Here is a 13,463-nt window from a genome sequence, read left to right as displayed (position 1 = left end):
CGCGCGAAGGGACGAGCGCCCTTGTACCTCTCCACACAAGACCAGCTCGAGGACTTTTGTCAGAAGATCGCCGGCGAGAAGATCGTCGCCGTGGACACGGAGTTTCTCAGGGAGCGGACCTACTTTCCCAAGCTCTGCCTGGTGCAGGTGGGCGCTGGCGGCCTGACGGCCGCCGTCGACCCCATCCTCATCGAGGACCTCTCGCCGCTGGCGCGCATCTTCGAGGACCCGACGGTGACCAAGGTCCTGCACGCCTGCGGCCAGGACCTCGAGGTCCTGCTCGACGGCATGGGCTGCGTCTGCGCCCCGGTCTTCGACACGCAGCTCGCCGCCGCGTTTTTGGGGCTTCGCCAGCAGGTGAGCTACGGCTCGCTCGTGGAGTCCTACTGCGGCGTGCGCCTGCCCAAGGCCGAGTCGCTCACCGACTGGTCGCGCAGGCCGCTCGACGCCGAGCAGCTGGAGTACGCCGAGGACGACGTACGCTATCTCCCGGGCATCTACGAGCGCATGGTCGCCGAGCTCGCCCGTCTGGACCGCCTCGGCTGGGTGAGCCCCGAGATGGACGCGCTCTGCGACCCCGCCAAGATCAGGCGCGACCCCTCGGAGGCGTTTCTGAGGCTCCGCCGCTCCGGCTCGCTCACGCGCCGGCAGCTCGCCGTCGCGCGCGAGGTGTGCGCCTGGCGCGAGGGCGTCGCCGCCGAACGCGACGTGCCGCGCAAGTGGGTCGTCTCCGACGAGGTCGTGGTCGAGGCGTGCAAGCGCACGCCCGGCTCGCTCGACCGTCTGCGCCGCATCCGCGGCACCGAGCAGCTCTCCGACCGGGACGCCCGCGGCCTGATCGACGCGGTGGCCCGCGGCGTGGCCTGCCCCGCGGAGGAGTGCCCCCGCGTCACCAAGCACGTCCGCCCGTCGGCCGAGACCGAGGGCGTCATCGACCTCATGTACGCGGTGCTGCGCCTCGTCTCCGAGAGGAGCGGCGTCGCCACGCAGCTCATCGCCACCCGAGACGACCTCCTCGACTTCCTCCAGGACCGCAGGCGCTCGCCGCTCTCCCGCGACTGGCGCTGGGAGCTCGCCGGTGAGACGCTCGACCGGCTGCTGAGCGGCGAGGTCGGGCTCACCGTCAAGGCCGGGAAGATCGAGCTTCTGTAGGCGCCTCGCCTCCCGTCCCGCGCGCACGTAAGGCGCGGGTAATTGTTGTCCGGTCGGGTGGGTAGAATGTTCCCATCCACTTCGATTGGAGACGATATGCCTCTGTACTATGGGTTTGGCTACGGGATGGACATGGAGTACCTCCTGGTCGCGCTCGTCGCGCTCGTGATAGGCGGCGCGGCGCAGGCCTACATCAGGAGCACCTACGCCAAGTGGGCGCGGGTGCCCGCCAACGTCCCCGGGACCGGCGCCGACGTCGCGCGGCGCATGCTCGCGGAGGGCGGCGCCGAGGGCGTGGGCATCACGCGCGTCGCGGGCTCGCTCACCGACCACTACGACCCGCGGGACAACCGCCTGCACCTCTCGGACGACAACTACCACGGCGCCTCGGTCGCCTCCGTGGCCGTCGCCTGCCACGAGGCGGGCCACGCCATCCAGGCGGCCCGCGGCTTTGGGCTGTATCGCCTCCGCACCGCGCTCGTGCCCGCCGTCAACATCGCGCAGCAGGGCTGGGTGCTCGTCCTGCTCGCCGGCATCCTGCTCAACCTCGCCGGCCTCGTGCGCCTGGCGATCGTGCTCTTCGCCGTGGCCGTGGTCTTCCAGCTCGTGACGCTCCCCGTCGAGATCGACGCCTCCCGCCGCGCGGTGGCCTACCTCTCCGCCAACGGGTCCGGGATGGACGAGCGGGGCGCTCGCTCCGTGCTCACCGCCGCGGCGCTCACCTACGTGGCCGCCGCGCTCACCTCGATCATGCAGCTGCTCTACCTGCTCAGCCGCTACGGCGGCCGAGGGGGAGGGGACCAGTGATGGGGGAGGCGCGCCAGGAGCAGGCCCCGCTCTCCGTATCCGACGCCGTGGCGCTCGCCAAGGGCGCCGTCTCGGCCTGGCCCACGCTCGTGGTCACGGGCGAGGTCTCGGGCTTCCGCGGGCCCAACGCGCGCTCCGGGCACTGCTACTTCGAGGTGAAGGACGACGGAGCGGCCATGAGCGTCATTGTGTGGCGCGGCACCGCGGCCAAGATGGGCTTTGAGCTCCGCGACGGACTCGAGGTCCAGCTCACGGGCAAGTTCGACGTCTACAAGGCCTCCGGCAAGCTCTCCTTCGTCGCGAGCAGGGTGGAGGTCGCCGGCGAGGGGCTCCTGCGCCAGCAGGTGGCCGAGCTCGCCCGCCGCCTCGAGGCCGAGGGCCTCATGGACCCCGCGCGCAAGCGCCACGTCCCGGCGTTCTGCTCGCGCGTCTGCGTCGTGACCTCGCTCTCCGGCAGCGTCATCGAGGACGTCAAGCGCACCCTCGCTCGCAGGAACCCCCTGGTCGAGATCGACGTCGTGGGATGCTCCGTCCAGGGGGCGGACGCCCCCGCCACCATCGTACGTGCCCTCGCGCGCTCCGCGGCGGCCCGCCCGGACGCGATCCTGCTCGTCCGCGGGGGAGGGTCGTTCGAGGACCTCATGTGCTTCAACGACGAGACCCTCGCGCGCGCCATCGCCGCCTGCCCCGTCCCCGTGGTGACCGGCATCGGCCACGAGCCGGACACCACGATCGCCGACATGGTCTCCGACCGTCGCGCCTCGACGCCCACGGCCGCCGCCGAGTCCGTCGCGCCCGCCATCGACGAGGTGGAGCGCCAGATGCTCCAGCGCCAGGTCCGCCTCGGGCGGGCGATGTCGGCCGCGCTCGCCGTGCGCTCCCAGCGCGTGGAGGCGCTCGGAACGCTGCTCTCGGGCCACATGGGCGCCTCCCTCTCGCGCCGTCGCGTCGCGCTCGACGCCCTCGCCGCGCGGCGCTGCCTCCAGGACCCGCTCGCGCCCATCGAGGCGCGCCGCGCCGACCTGCTCCAGACCGAGCAGCGCCTCCATGACGCCATCCCGCGCGCCCTCGCTCATCGAGGCGAGTCCGCGGAGCTTCTCGCCGCGCGCCTGCGCGACGCCGCCCCGCGGCTGCTCCGCCCCGCGGAGGCCACGCTGGCGCGCCTCGCGGCCTCGCTCGACGCGCTCTCGCCGCTCGCGGTCCTCGCGCGCGGCTACGCGATCGCCCGGGACGCCGCGGGCCACGTCGTCAAGGACTCCTCCGAGCTTACCTGCGGCGACGAGGTGCGCGTCCTTCTTGGCACCGGATCTTTTGACGCGACGGTTCGCGCCGTCAACAACGGATAGGGCCCACGCCCGGAAAGGCAGAGACACCATGGCAGACGAGACCTACCGCCCCATCGACGAGATGACCTTCAAGGAGGCCTCGATCGAGCTCGAGCAGATCGTGCGTCAGCTCGAGTCCGGCGACCTCGAGCTCGAGGACTCGCTCACGCTCTACGCGCGCGGCGTCGAGCTGCTCAAGAGCCTGCGCGAGCGCCTCTCGGGCGCCGAGCAGAAGGTCCGCGTCCTTCTCGACGCCACCGACGAGAACGCCTCGACCACCGACACCTCATCGGCGCCGAGCACGGCGTATATTGACGAGTAGCCAACCGAAAGGAGCGCGCATGTCCGACTGCATCTTCTGCAAGATCGCCAACGGCGAGATCCCGAGCGAGTTTCTCTACGAGGACGAGAACGTCGTCGCCTTCAACGACCTCAACCCCCAGGCGCCCGTCCACGTGCTCGTGGTGCCCAAGGCCCACCATGACAACTTCGTCGACGACGTCCCCGCAGAGACGCTGCTCTCGATGGAGCGCGCGGTCAAGGCGGTGGCCGAGAAGTGCGGCGTCGCCGAGTCGGGCTTCCGCTGCATCATGAACACGGGCGCGGCCGCCGGCCAGACCGTCATGCACCTTCACATGCACGTGCTCGGCGGGCGCGGTCTCGGCGAGGGCCTGCTGCCCGCTTAACGATTTGTTCCCCGGCACAGTCCCTCGGCGCGCCCGAGGGCGTATCATGGGACACGTCAACGGAACGTGTGTGGGGGAGTCCCCTCGAGAGGAGAGTCATGAACGTCCTTGTCATCAACGCCGGCAGCTCGTCGCTCAAGTACCAGCTTCTTGACGTCGACACGCGCGAGGTCTATGCGAAGGGCAACTGCGAGCGCATCGGCATCGACGGCTCCTTCGTCGGCCACGAGGAGATGGGCGGCGAGAAGCAGAAGCTCGAGGTCGCGCTTCCCGACCACAAGACCGCCATCAAGTACGTCTTCGACATCCTCAAGACCGTCGACAAGCCCATCGGCGGCATCGGCCACCGCGTGGTCCAGGGCGGCTGGTACTTCCCCGAGTCCGCGATCGTGACCGACGAGACGCTCGCCCAGGTCCGCGAGGTCGCCCCGCTCGCGCCGCTGCACAACTACGCCGAGGCCGACGTCATCGAGATCTGCCGCGACATGTTCCCCGAGCTCGGCAACGTCATCGTGCCCGACACCGCGTTCCACTACCACATGCCCGAGCACGCCTGGCGCTACGCCATCCCGCGCGACGTCGTGGACACCTATCACGTCCGCAAGTACGGCGCCCACGGCACGAGCCACCGCTTCATCTGGCGCACCGTGCACGAGATGATGGGCGACAAGACCCACAAGCTCGTGAGCTGCCACCTCGGCTCCGGCGCGTCCCTCTGCGCCATCCAGGACGGCAAGTGCATGGACACCACGATGGGCCTCACCCCGCTCGACGGCCTGATCATGGGCACCCGCTGCGGCACGCTCGACCCCGCCACGGTCTTCTACCTCAGCCGCGAGGCGCACATGAGCGTCGACGAGATCGACACCATGATGAACAAGAAGTCCGGCCTGCTCGCGGTCTCCGAGGTCTCCTCCGACTCCCGCGACATCGAGGCCGGCGCCGAGAAGGGCGACGAGAAGTGCCAGATGGCCCTCGACATGTTCAACTACCGCGTCTCCCAGCTCTTCGCCGAGATGGCTGCCTCCATGCAAGGCGTCGACACGATGGCCTTCACCGCCGGCATCGGCGAGAACGCGCCGGAGATCCGCGCCGCGATCTGCGAGCTGCTCGGCTGGATGGGCGTTAAGATCGACGACGAGAAGAACGCGATCCGCTCCGACGAGCCGCGCGTGATCTCCACGCCCGACTCCGCGATCACCGTCATGGTGGTCCCGACCAACGAGGAGTACATGATCGCCCTCGACGTCGAGGAGCTTCTCGGCTAGCGCATGCCCGCATCGAGCTCTGTCGGGCCCGGGTCTCCTGCGGGAGGCCCGGGCCCCGTTCTTCTCGCCTGCCGCGCCCGCTGCGAGGGTGTGTACACCGCCCCTTGAGGGTATGTACACCGTTCGAGCTCGGGCGGACAACGTTGCCGCAGGTAGATGACGTGCCGAGAAGAACGGGACAGGCAGCGCGGTGTACATACCCTCATGGGCGGTGCGCACACCCTCGCGGTTGTCCCGCCTTCGTTAACGTTCCGGCGCCAGGCGGTTTAAATCCTACCGGCATGGGTACAATTTGGGGATGTGAACGGACCCAAGGGAAAGGATCCCCATCATGGCCCTCAACGACCTCGTGCTCAGCCGCCGCCGCGCCCTCGGGCTCGGCGCCGCGACCCTCTCTGCGCTCGCCCTCACCGCCTGCGACGCCGAGGCGCCCGCCCCTGAGGGCGACGACTCCTCGGAGACCCCCGAGGAGGCGCAGCTCGACGTCACCGCCTACGACGACCTCATCGCCACCGGTGCCGTCGCCGCGGAGGACGACATCGCCGCCTCCGAGTGGGCCTCCAAGGTCAAGGAGGCTGGCACCCTGCGCGTGGGCGGCGTCCAGACGTCGCTGCTCTTTAGCCTCCTCAACGAGAAGGACGGCAAGACCCGCGGCTTCGACGCCGGGCTCTTCCAGCTGCTCGCCCGCTACGTCCTCGGTGACGAGAACGCCGTCGAGATCACGCAGGTGACGTCCAACACGCGCGAGTCGGTCCTCCAGAACGACCAGGTGGACGCCGTCTTTGCCACCTACTCGATCACCGACGCCCGCAAGGAGGTCATCTCCTTCGCCGGCCCGTACTACACCACGCAGCAGTCCATCCTCGTGATGGCGGACAACGAGGACATCAACGGCCTCGAGGACCTCGCCGGGCGCAACGTCGCCGCGCAGTCCGGCTCCACCGGCCCGAGCATCCTCGAGGAGTACGCGCCCGACGCCACCGTCCAGGAGTTCGCGACCGACGAGGAGGCGAGAAGCGCCCTCGAGCAGGGCCGTGTCGACGCCTACGTCATCGACACAGCCATGCAGATGGGCAACATGACCCGCAACCCCGGCCGCTATCGCCTCGCGGGCGAGGAGTTTGGCCCCGTCGACCCGTACGGCATCGGGCTTCCGCTCGACTCCGACGGCGTCGAGTTCGTGAACGCCTGGCTGCAGCGCATCGAGGTCGAGGGCCTCTGGGCGAGCCTCTGGCAGGTCTGCATCGGCGACCGCGCGGGCATCGAGAATGCGCCCGAGCCACCTGCCATCGGCGCGTAACCTGTCAACCTGCACGTTGGGGACAGTCCCCAACGTGCATATGTGAATTGGGGACTGTCCCCAAATCACATAAAACTTTTCTGCGAATTGGGGACTGTCCCCAATTGACAGGGGGAGGTGAGCATGGGGCTTTCCGAGCTTCTCGGCACATACGGCGACAAGTACCTGCAGGGGCTTCTCGCCACTTGGTCCATGACCGTGGTGAGCTTTGTCTTTGTGATGGCGCTCGCGGTCGTGGTGACGGTGGCGCGCGTCTCGCCGTATAGGCCGCTGCGCGTCGCCGGAGACCTCTACGTGCAGGTCTTTCGCAACATTCCCGGTGTCGCGCTGCTCATCATCATCGCCTACGCCCTGCCGGAGCTTCGCATCGTGCTCGACTGGCGCACCTGCGTCATCGTGACGACGATCCTTCTGGGCTCGGCCTTTGGCTCGGAGAACTTCATGAGCGGCATCAACACCATCGGCGTGGGGCAGATCGAGGCCGCGCGCTCGCTCGGGCTCACCTTCACCCAGATCATCCGCAAGATCGTGGTCCCCCAGGCGCTGCGCACGACGGTGCTCCCCATGACCAACCTGCTCATCGCCGTCATGCTCACCACGGCGCTGGGCTCCCAGGTGCCGCTCAACCCCCAGGAGCTCACCGGCGTCGTCTCCTACGTCAACACGCGTGCCACGGGCGGCATCCTCGTGTTTCTCGTCTCTGCCCTGTGCTACGTGGGCACGGGCTTTGTGATCTCGTTCGTCGGCAACCGCATCGACCGGAGGGTGAGGATCCTACGATGAGCTCTACACGCACCCTCTCCATGCGAGACGCCCTCTACGAGGCCCCGGGCCCGCGCACGCGGCGGCGCGTGCGCATCGGGACCGCGATCTCAGCCGTCGTGGTCCTTCTCGCCATCGCCGCCGTGGTCCGCCAGTTCTGGGTCACCGGGCAGCTCGCGCCGCGCTACTGGTCGTTCTTCCTACAATGGACCACGTGGCGCTTCCTCGGCCAGGGCCTGCTCGGCACCGTCGCGGTGGCGCTCACCGCAGGCGCCATCGCGCTCGTCCTCGGGCTTCTGCTCATGCTTGGCCGCACGAGCGGGGTGCGCCCCCTCGCGGCGCTCTGCCGCGTGGTCACGGACTTCTTCCGCGGCGTCCCGAGCCTCCTGCTCATCTACTTCTTCTTCTTTGTGCCGGCGCAGCTGGGGCTCAAGCTGCCCGCCTTCTGGATGCTCACGCTGCCGGTCGCGCTCGCGGCCTCCGGCGTGCTCGCCGAGGTCTTCCGCGCGGGCGTGAACGCCGTGCCGCGCGGGCAGGTCGAGGCCGCGCTCTCCATCGGCCTCAACAGAGGCAAGACCATGCGCAAGATCGTGCTTCCCCAGGCGGTGCGCTACGTGATCCCCTCGCTCATCGCCCAGCTTGTCGTCGTGGTCAAGGACACGACGGTGGCCTATGTGGTGAGCTACCCCGACCTCATGCAGAACGCGCGTGTCCTCATCACGAGCTACGACGCGCTCGTCTCGCTGTACCTGGTCATCGCCGTCATCTACATCCTCATCAACTACGCGATCAACAAGGCGTCGGTCTACGTGGCAAACAAGACCGGCGTCAGGATCGTCCGCTAGGGAACGGAGCGTCATGAGCCAAGAGCACGCAGGCGAGAAGAACGTGCCGGTCATCGAGCTGCGCCACGTCGACAAGCACTACGGGGACCTCCACGTCCTGCGCGACGTGAGCCTCTCGGTGGCGCGCGGCGAGGTCGTCGTCATCATCGGGCCCTCGGGCTCCGGCAAGTCGACCCTGTGCCGCACCATCAACCGCCTCGAGACCATCGACTCCGGCGAGATCCTCATCGAGGGGGAGCCGCTGCCGCAAGAGGGGCGCGAGCTCGCGAGGATGCGCTCCGAGCTCGGGATGGTCTTCCAGCAGTTCAACCTCTTCGCGCACATGAGCGTCCTGGACAACGTGACGCTCGGCCCGCGTGAGGTGCTGGGCCAGCAAAAGGAGGAGGCCGAGAGGTACGCGCTTGAGCTTCTCGGGCGCGTTGGCGTGGCTGAGCAGGCGCACAAGGTCCCCGCCCAGCTCTCCGGCGGCCAGCAGCAGCGCGCCGCCATCGCGCGCTCGCTCGCCATGAGGCCCAAGGCGATGCTCTTCGACGAGCCCACGAGCGCCCTCGACCCCGAGATGATCAACGAGGTCCTCGACGTCATGGTCGAGCTCGCGCGCGGAGGTATGACCATGATCGTGGTCACGCACGAGATGGGCTTCGCCCGCCGCGTCGCCGATCGCGTGGTCTTCATGGCCGACGGTCAGATCGTCGAGGAGGGCGTGCCCGACGCCTTCTTCGACCACCCAAAGAGCCAGCGCGCCCGCGACTTCCTCGACTCCATCAAGGGGCACTAGCATGGCGGGAAGACCGGTCGTTCTTGTCGCCCCTCGCTGGGAGGCGCCCGTCGTTGAGGGGTCGGAGACCATCGCGCCGCAGGAGGCCATCGCGGACTGCTTCGTGGACGCGATCCTCGCCGCAGGGGGTCTGCCCCTCATGATGGCGCTCACCGAGGACGAGGACGTCATCGCTGAGTACGTGGAGGGTGCCGACGGCGTTGCCGTGCCGGGAGGGCCCGACGTGAGCCCCGCGCTCTGGGGCGACGAGCGCCCCTACGACCCGACGCTGCTCTGTCCCCAGCGCGACGCCTTCGAGCTGCCGCTTCTGCGCTCTGTCGTTGCCGCGGACAAGCCCCTGCTCACCACCTGCCGCGGCACGCAGCTCCTGAACGTCGCGCTCGGTGGCACGCTCTGCATGGACGTGCCGAGCCTCGGCGCGCGCGAGGGCATGGTCCAGTGGCGCCACACCGGCATTCTGAACACCGTCTGCCACCCCGTGGAGGTGGAGGAGGGCTCCCTTCTGTCACGCGCGCTCGGCGGCGCCGCGCTCGTGCAGACGAACTCCGCGCACCATTGCTGCATCGACTGCCTCGGCGAGGGCGTGAGACTCGTCGCGCGCGCGACCGACGGCGTCCCCGAGGGTATCGAGGTTGTCGGCAGGCGCTTCTGTGTGGGCGTCCAGTGGCACCCCGAGTACACCTGGCGCACAGTCGAGACCGACTGCGCCCTCTGGAAGAGCTTCGTCGACGCGTGCCGCTAGGTGCCCGTGAGCCCTCGGCATGTTTCACAGGCTCAGCGCTCGCTTCTCTCGCGCGCTGTGCGAAATCGCCTGTCGAAACAGGCCGAGGGCCCGCGGTCAGCGGACGTAGTGATACGCGATCCGCGGGGTGCCGTCCTCGACCCAGATCGTGCCGCGGCGGACGAAGCCGTACTTCTCGAGCGTGCGCCGCATGGGGGCGTTGTCGGCGTGGGTGTCGGCGCGGACGTTGCTGTGCTCCGCACAGAGCCACGCGAGCATGCGTGTGCCGGCGCCGCGACCGCTCTGGGCGACCGCGAGGCGGTGCATGACCCAGTAGGGGTCGTCGTTAAGCCAGGAGTCACCCTCGATCACGGCGTAGGTGGGGTCCGGTCCGGGAAGGACGCTCATGACGGCGATGGGGCCTGCCCCCTCGTCAAGCACCCAGAGGGCGTCGGCCTCGAGGTCCTTCTCGGCGTCCAAGAGACCGGGGTAGTCACCGGGCCACTGCGTGGGGTTGCCGTTTGCGCGCATGAAGGAGCGCGCGGCGGCGTAGATGTGGCAGACGGCCTCGAGGTCGTCTGCAGTTGCAGGGCGAATCTGGCCCATGGCTAGAACGGCCTCATGGTGAAGGTGCGCTCGAAGGAGGCGCCCGGCTCCAGCTTCACGGTGCCGCGCTTCTCCTCGAAGACGTCGGACTCGTCGTAGGCCGTCGCGCAGCCGATCCAGGGCTCGATGGCCAAAAACGGCGCGTCCTCGCTCGCCGTCCAGACGCCGAGGAAGTCAAAGCCGTCGAACCCGACCTCGACGCCGTGGCCCGCCGGACCCTCCAGGCGCACGCTGCGGCCGGGGACCTCGAGCATCACGATCGTGAGGAGCTCGGCGATTCTCTCGTGCGAGAGCCTCATGCGGTCGGAGTCGCAGAAGAGCTCGGTCATGTGCGAGAAGTCGTGCATGCCGGCCTCGTCGATGCGGGGCACGCGGGCGGTCCAGGCCTTGGGGAAGACGAGCTCGTAGTCCGAGAAGGACGCGCCCTCCTCGCCCGGGACGGGCACGTTGAAGGCGGGGTGGCCGCCAAAGGTGAAGGGCATGACGACGTCGCCGGTGTTGGTGACCTTGAAGGTCTGAGCGAGGCTGCCGTCGACGATGGCGTAGGTCATGTTGAGACGGAAGTCGTACGGGTAGCGGGCGCGGGTCTCGTCGCTGGAGTCGAGCTCGTAGGTCACGCTCGTGGGCGTCTGTTCCACGATCGCGTGGTCGTAGTCGCGCGCGAGGCCGTGGCGCCCAAGCGTCACGGGGCCCTGCTCGCTCACGGCGCGGCCGTCGCGCAGGACGCCCACAATGGGGAACAGGATCGGCGCGCGACGAGGCCAGAACTTCTCGTCGCCCTGCCACAGGTACTCGCCCTCGCCGAGGCGCAGGCTCATGAGCTCGGCGCCGTCGGAGGTGATGGTCGCGGAGACGGTGCCGTCGGAAATGGTCGTGAGCGTTGCCATGTGTTCCTCCTCTGTTGTCCCTATCTCTCAAAACTTTATATGCCGTGCGTGTGTTTGTTGCGCTTGTCTTGCCGAATGGGGCGTAAGTCGCGGCAAACGGGGCGTTTGTGTCATAATGTACCGTTGACTGACGCCCGAGCGGCGTCGTAAGGAGCATATCCGTGCGTCGAGGCGTCGGCGGCGGCGCGCCGCCTGTCAGCGTCCGCTAAGGAGGAACGCATGATCATCGAGGAACTGCTGCGTTACGGAATCGCCCACACCGAGGAGAAGACGGTCATCGACGCGTCGCCGGCCGTTCTCATCGAGACCGCCGTCGAGCGCGGCGAGGGCGAGCTCACGAGCACGGGCTCCCTTTCCGTCATCACCGGCCAGTACACCGGCCGCTCCCCGCAGGACCGCTTCATCGTCGACACGCCCGACGTCCACGACAAGATCGCCTGGGGCAAGGTCAACGTGCCCTTCTCCGAGGAGAACTACCAGAAGATCAAGGCCGAGGTCATCGGCCACCTCTCCGAGCGTCGCCTCTTCGTTATGCACGGCCTGGCCGGCGCCGACCGCCGCTACTCCCGCAAGATCTGCGCCATCTGCGAGCTTGCGAGCCAGGCGCTCTTCGTCCATCAGATGCTCGTCCGCCCGACCGACCAGGAGCTGCGCGACTTCGGCGAGGCCGACTTCGTCGTGATGGCCGCCCCCACCCTCAAGCTCGACCCGGAGGTCTACGGCACCCACTCCGAGGCCGCCGTCCTCATCAACTTCCAGGAGCGCATCATCCTCGTGGTGGGCACCCAGTACTCCGGCGAGATCAAGAAGTCGATCTTCTCGGTCATGAACTACCTGCTCCCCGTTGAGGACCACGTGCTCACGATGCACTGCTCCTGCAACATGAACCCGCGCTCCCACGGCACCACGGTCTTCTTTGGCCTCTCCGGCACCGGCAAGACGACCCTCTCCGCCGCCGAGGACCGCCTGCTCATCGGCGACGACGAGCACGGCTGGGCCGAGGACAAGGTCTTCAACATCGAGGGCGGCTGCTACGCCAAGACCATCGACATCACGCCCGAGACCGAGCCGCAGATCTGGAACGCCATCCGCTTTGGCTCCATGTGCGAGAACGTGATGGTCGATGACGAGACCCGCGTCGCCGACTACTTTGACACCTCGCTCACCGAGAACGGCCGCGTGGCCTACCCCGTCGACTTCGTGCCGGGCGCCGTCAAGAAGGGCCGCGCCAAGCGCACCCCGGACGTTGTGATCTTCCTCACGGCCGATGCCTTTGGCGTGCTGCCCCCGATCGCCAAGCTTGACCGCAACGCCGCCATGTACCACTTCATGACCGGCTTCACCTCCAAGGTCGCCGGCACCGAGCGCGGCATCAAGGAGCCGCAGCCCACGTTCTCCTCGCTCTTTGGCGAGCCGTTCATGCCGCTCGACCCCAACGTCTACGCGCAGATGCTCGGCGAGAAGATCGACAAGGGCGGCGTGCGCGTCTACCTCATCAACACCGGCTGGACCGGCGGCCCCTACGGCACCGGCAAGCGCATGAAGCTCGCCTACACCCGCAAGATGGTCGAGGCCGCCCAGTCCGGCATCATCGACGACTCCGAGTTCGTCCACGACGAGCGCTTCAACCTCGACGTGCCCACGTCCTGCCCGGGCGTGCCCTCCGAGCTCCTCAACGCCCGCAACACCTGGGCCGACCGCGCCGCCTACGACGAGATGGCCGAGAAGCTCGCCAAGATGTTCGTCGACAACGCCGAGAAGCGCCTGCAGACCATGGCGCCCGAGGTCCGCGCCGCCGGCCCCAAGCCGATCATGGGCTAGGGTGTCCCCACAGATAGATCCGCTGGGCGGGGTCGAGGTTCATCTCGGCCCCGCCTTCGTGTGCCGCGAGACGGCTGGCTCTATTCCTCCTCACGTTGACAAGGATTCGAATGATGTATACCGCATGCAGAGTGCATCGTTCGAGAAAGGAGCGGTCATGCCGGCACTGCAGATCAGGGACCTCCCGCAGGGAACCTACGACGCCCTCAAGTGGCGTGCGGAGAGCGAGCACCGCAGCCTCGCGCAGGAGGCGACGGTGGCCATCGAGCGCCACCTGCAGCTCGTGCCCGGAGAGCCGCAGATGATGGGCTACGAGCGCCGGGCCCTCACCGAGGAGCAGGAGCGCCAGGCTCGCATCGCCAAGCGCAAGGCAATCTTCGCTGAGATCCACGACGTGCTCGGTCGCGTGGAGATTCCCGAAGACTTCCCCGACCCCGTCGAGATCATTCATGAGGGGAGGCGAGAGCGCGATGCTCGTCTTGGACTCTAGCGCTGCGATTTCCCT

15 protein-coding genes are annotated in these 13,463 nt (G+C 68.2%); 13 read left to right on the top strand and 2 right to left on the bottom strand.

Going from position 1 to position 13,463, the window contains the following annotated elements:
* The first annotated feature begins 21 nt into the window (after nt 1–21).
* From rnd to B5F85_RS05570, 11 genes are all read left to right on the top strand, one after another.
* Nucleotides 22–1,152, top strand: coding sequence for a ribonuclease D (rnd, locus tag B5F85_RS05620; protein WP_087315224.1), 1,131 nt, complete (start codon nt 22–24; stop codon nt 1,150–1,152).
* 96 nt (nt 1,153–1,248) lie between these two features.
* The gene (locus B5F85_RS05615) at nt 1,249–1,959 is read left to right on the top strand and encodes a zinc metallopeptidase (protein ID WP_087315222.1); all 711 of its coding nucleotides are present in this window, start codon (nt 1,249–1,251) and stop codon (nt 1,957–1,959) included.
* Complete coding sequence (gene xseA / locus B5F85_RS05610) at nt 1,959–3,305, top strand: exodeoxyribonuclease VII large subunit (RefSeq protein ID WP_087315220.1); 1,347 nt, start codon at nt 1,959–1,961, stop codon at nt 3,303–3,305. Before B5F85_RS05615 ends, xseA begins: the two co-directional genes overlap by 1 nt.
* Before the next feature lie 28 nt (nt 3,306–3,333).
* Nucleotides 3,334–3,606 (top strand): exodeoxyribonuclease VII small subunit, encoded by a 273-nt coding sequence (gene xseB / locus B5F85_RS05605; protein WP_087315218.1) that lies wholly within the window; start codon nt 3,334–3,336, stop codon nt 3,604–3,606.
* Nucleotides 3,607–3,625: 19 nt separating this feature from the next.
* Nucleotides 3,626–3,970: a histidine triad nucleotide-binding protein gene (locus B5F85_RS05600; RefSeq protein WP_087315216.1), complete on the top strand. Its 345-nt coding sequence runs from the start codon at nt 3,626–3,628 to the stop codon at nt 3,968–3,970.
* A 98-nt stretch (nt 3,971–4,068) separates the two neighbouring features.
* The gene (locus tag B5F85_RS05595) at nt 4,069–5,238 is read left to right on the top strand and encodes an acetate kinase (protein WP_087315214.1); all 1,170 of its coding nucleotides are present in this window, start codon (nt 4,069–4,071) and stop codon (nt 5,236–5,238) included.
* 331 nt (nt 5,239–5,569) lie between these two features.
* Nucleotides 5,570–6,538, top strand: a complete 969-nt coding sequence (locus B5F85_RS05590) for a glutamate ABC transporter substrate-binding protein (protein WP_087315212.1) — start codon at nt 5,570–5,572, stop codon at nt 6,536–6,538.
* A gap of 123 nt (nt 6,539–6,661) precedes the next feature.
* Complete coding sequence (locus tag B5F85_RS05585) at nt 6,662–7,321, top strand: ABC transporter permease subunit (protein WP_087315210.1); 660 nt, start codon at nt 6,662–6,664, stop codon at nt 7,319–7,321.
* On the top strand, nt 7,318–8,145 hold the full coding sequence (locus B5F85_RS05580) for an amino acid ABC transporter permease (RefSeq protein ID WP_087315208.1): 828 nt from the start codon (nt 7,318–7,320) through the stop codon (nt 8,143–8,145). Before B5F85_RS05585 ends, B5F85_RS05580 begins: the two co-directional genes overlap by 4 nt.
* 13 nt (nt 8,146–8,158) lie before the next feature.
* A complete protein-coding gene (locus tag B5F85_RS05575; protein ID WP_087315206.1) occupies nt 8,159–8,923 on the top strand; it encodes an amino acid ABC transporter ATP-binding protein in 765 nt (254 codons plus the stop codon).
* 1 nt (nt 8,924) lies between these two features.
* On the top strand, nt 8,925–9,665 hold the full coding sequence (locus B5F85_RS05570) for a gamma-glutamyl-gamma-aminobutyrate hydrolase family protein (protein ID WP_087315204.1): 741 nt from the start codon (nt 8,925–8,927) through the stop codon (nt 9,663–9,665).
* A gap of 96 nt (nt 9,666–9,761) precedes the next feature.
* Here the strand turns inward: B5F85_RS05570 and B5F85_RS05565 are convergent, their stop codons facing one another.
* Both B5F85_RS05565 and B5F85_RS05560 read right to left on the bottom strand, forming a co-directional pair.
* Nucleotides 9,762–10,250 (bottom strand): GNAT family N-acetyltransferase, encoded by a 489-nt coding sequence (locus B5F85_RS05565; RefSeq protein WP_204204650.1) that lies wholly within the window; start codon nt 10,248–10,250, stop codon nt 9,762–9,764.
* 2 nt (nt 10,251–10,252) lie between these two features.
* Nucleotides 10,253–11,137, bottom strand: a complete 885-nt coding sequence (locus B5F85_RS05560; RefSeq protein ID WP_087315201.1) for an aldose 1-epimerase family protein — start codon at nt 11,135–11,137, stop codon at nt 10,253–10,255.
* A gap of 219 nt (nt 11,138–11,356) precedes the next feature.
* On the opposite strand from B5F85_RS05560, the gene pckA reads away from it, so the two are divergent.
* Nucleotides 11,357–12,958, top strand: a complete 1,602-nt coding sequence (gene pckA, locus B5F85_RS05555; protein ID WP_087315199.1) for a phosphoenolpyruvate carboxykinase (ATP) — start codon at nt 11,357–11,359, stop codon at nt 12,956–12,958.
* A 157-nt stretch (nt 12,959–13,115) separates the two neighbouring features.
* Entirely contained in the window at nt 13,116–13,448 is a 333-nt protein-coding gene (locus tag B5F85_RS05550; RefSeq protein WP_087315197.1) for a hypothetical protein, read from the top strand.
* Nucleotides 13,449–13,463 lie beyond the last annotated feature (15 nt).

The organism is Olsenella sp. An293, assembly GCF_002159495.1.
In the GTDB taxonomy this organism is placed as follows: Bacteria; Actinomycetota; Coriobacteriia; order Coriobacteriales; family Atopobiaceae; genus Thermophilibacter.
Note: the sequence above shows the minus strand (reverse complement) of the source record. Positions and strands in the feature narration are given on the sequence as shown.

Bases quoted from the DNA above. Each gene is read 5' to 3' on its own strand.
- B5F85_RS05575 (WP_087315206.1), top strand. From the start codon at position 8,159: ATGAGCCAAGAGCACGCAGGCGAGAAGAACGTGCCGGTCATCGAGCTG.
- xseB (WP_087315218.1), top strand. From the start codon at position 3,334: ATGGCAGACGAGACCTACCGCCCCATCGACGAGATGACCTTCAAGGAG.
- B5F85_RS05595 (WP_087315214.1), top strand. From the start codon at position 4,069: ATGAACGTCCTTGTCATCAACGCCGGCAGCTCGTCGCTCAAGTACCAG.
- pckA (WP_087315199.1), top strand. From the start codon at position 11,357: ATGATCATCGAGGAACTGCTGCGTTACGGAATCGCCCACACCGAGGAG.
- B5F85_RS05600 (WP_087315216.1), top strand. From the start codon at position 3,626: ATGTCCGACTGCATCTTCTGCAAGATCGCCAACGGCGAGATCCCGAGC.
- B5F85_RS05570 (WP_087315204.1), top strand. From the start codon at position 8,925: ATGGCGGGAAGACCGGTCGTTCTTGTCGCCCCTCGCTGGGAGGCGCCC.
- B5F85_RS05580 (WP_087315208.1), top strand. From the start codon at position 7,318: ATGAGCTCTACACGCACCCTCTCCATGCGAGACGCCCTCTACGAGGCC.
- B5F85_RS05560 (WP_087315201.1), bottom strand. From the start codon at position 11,137: ATGGCAACGCTCACGACCATTTCCGACGGCACCGTCTCCGCGACCATC.
- B5F85_RS05615 (WP_087315222.1), top strand. From the start codon at position 1,249: ATGCCTCTGTACTATGGGTTTGGCTACGGGATGGACATGGAGTACCTC.
- B5F85_RS05565 (WP_204204650.1), bottom strand. From the start codon at position 10,250: ATGGGCCAGATTCGCCCTGCAACTGCAGACGACCTCGAGGCCGTCTGC.
- B5F85_RS05590 (WP_087315212.1), top strand. From the start codon at position 5,570: ATGGCCCTCAACGACCTCGTGCTCAGCCGCCGCCGCGCCCTCGGGCTC.
- B5F85_RS05585 (WP_087315210.1), top strand. From the start codon at position 6,662: ATGGGGCTTTCCGAGCTTCTCGGCACATACGGCGACAAGTACCTGCAG.
- xseA (WP_087315220.1), top strand. From the start codon at position 1,959: ATGGGGGAGGCGCGCCAGGAGCAGGCCCCGCTCTCCGTATCCGACGCC.
- B5F85_RS05550 (WP_087315197.1), top strand. From the start codon at position 13,116: ATGCCGGCACTGCAGATCAGGGACCTCCCGCAGGGAACCTACGACGCC.